The following is a 592-nucleotide window of genomic DNA, read 5'->3' on the forward strand; positions in this document are numbered from 1 at the left end:
CGGCGCTGGCCATGGCGCGCGCCACCGCGGCGCCCAGCACGGCCTCCATGGGCTGCTGCCACAGGCGGCCCTGGGCCAGCGCGGCGCCGTAGTGCGCGGGGTACTGGGGCGTGGTGCCCACGATGCGGTAGCCCGAGAAGCTGTCGCCCAGGCTCAGCGGAATGGCCTCGGCCACCAGCGGCTGGCGGGCCAGCGCCTCGAAGTCGGCCAGGGCGATGTTGCCGGGCGGCACGTCGATGTGGAACACGCCCGCCAGGATCAGCTGCAGCGGGCTGCCCTTGGCGCCCACCACCAGGTCGATGCCCTGCACGTCGCGTTCGAACGCCTGGTCGATCTGGCGGCTGACCAGCAGCACCAGCGTGACCGCGGCGAGGCCGAGCGCGAGCAGCAGCAGGTTGAGCGCGGCCGGCAGCGGGCGCGACCACAGGTAGCGCCACGAAAGACCCAGGACATTTGCTATATTTTTCATAGCGATATGCCCTAGGGTTGATTGCCCTGCGGGCCGATTTCATTCAGATCCAGGTGGTGCGCCCGGCCGGCCCGCCAGGGCTGCGCCGCGCGCCGGTCGTGCGTGGCGACCACCAGGCTGGCG

General features: G+C 71.6%; 1 protein-coding gene. It reads right to left on the reverse strand.

The genetic code is table 11. The features are described 5' to 3' along the window. The coding region (locus AC27IO_RS25240; RefSeq protein ID WP_498741348.1) for an ABC transporter permease at positions 1-469 on the reverse strand (469 nt) is incomplete at its 3' end. Positions 470-592: the final 123 nt, after the last annotated feature.

It is taken from the genome of Acidovorax sp. KNOB132, assembly GCF_057541515.1.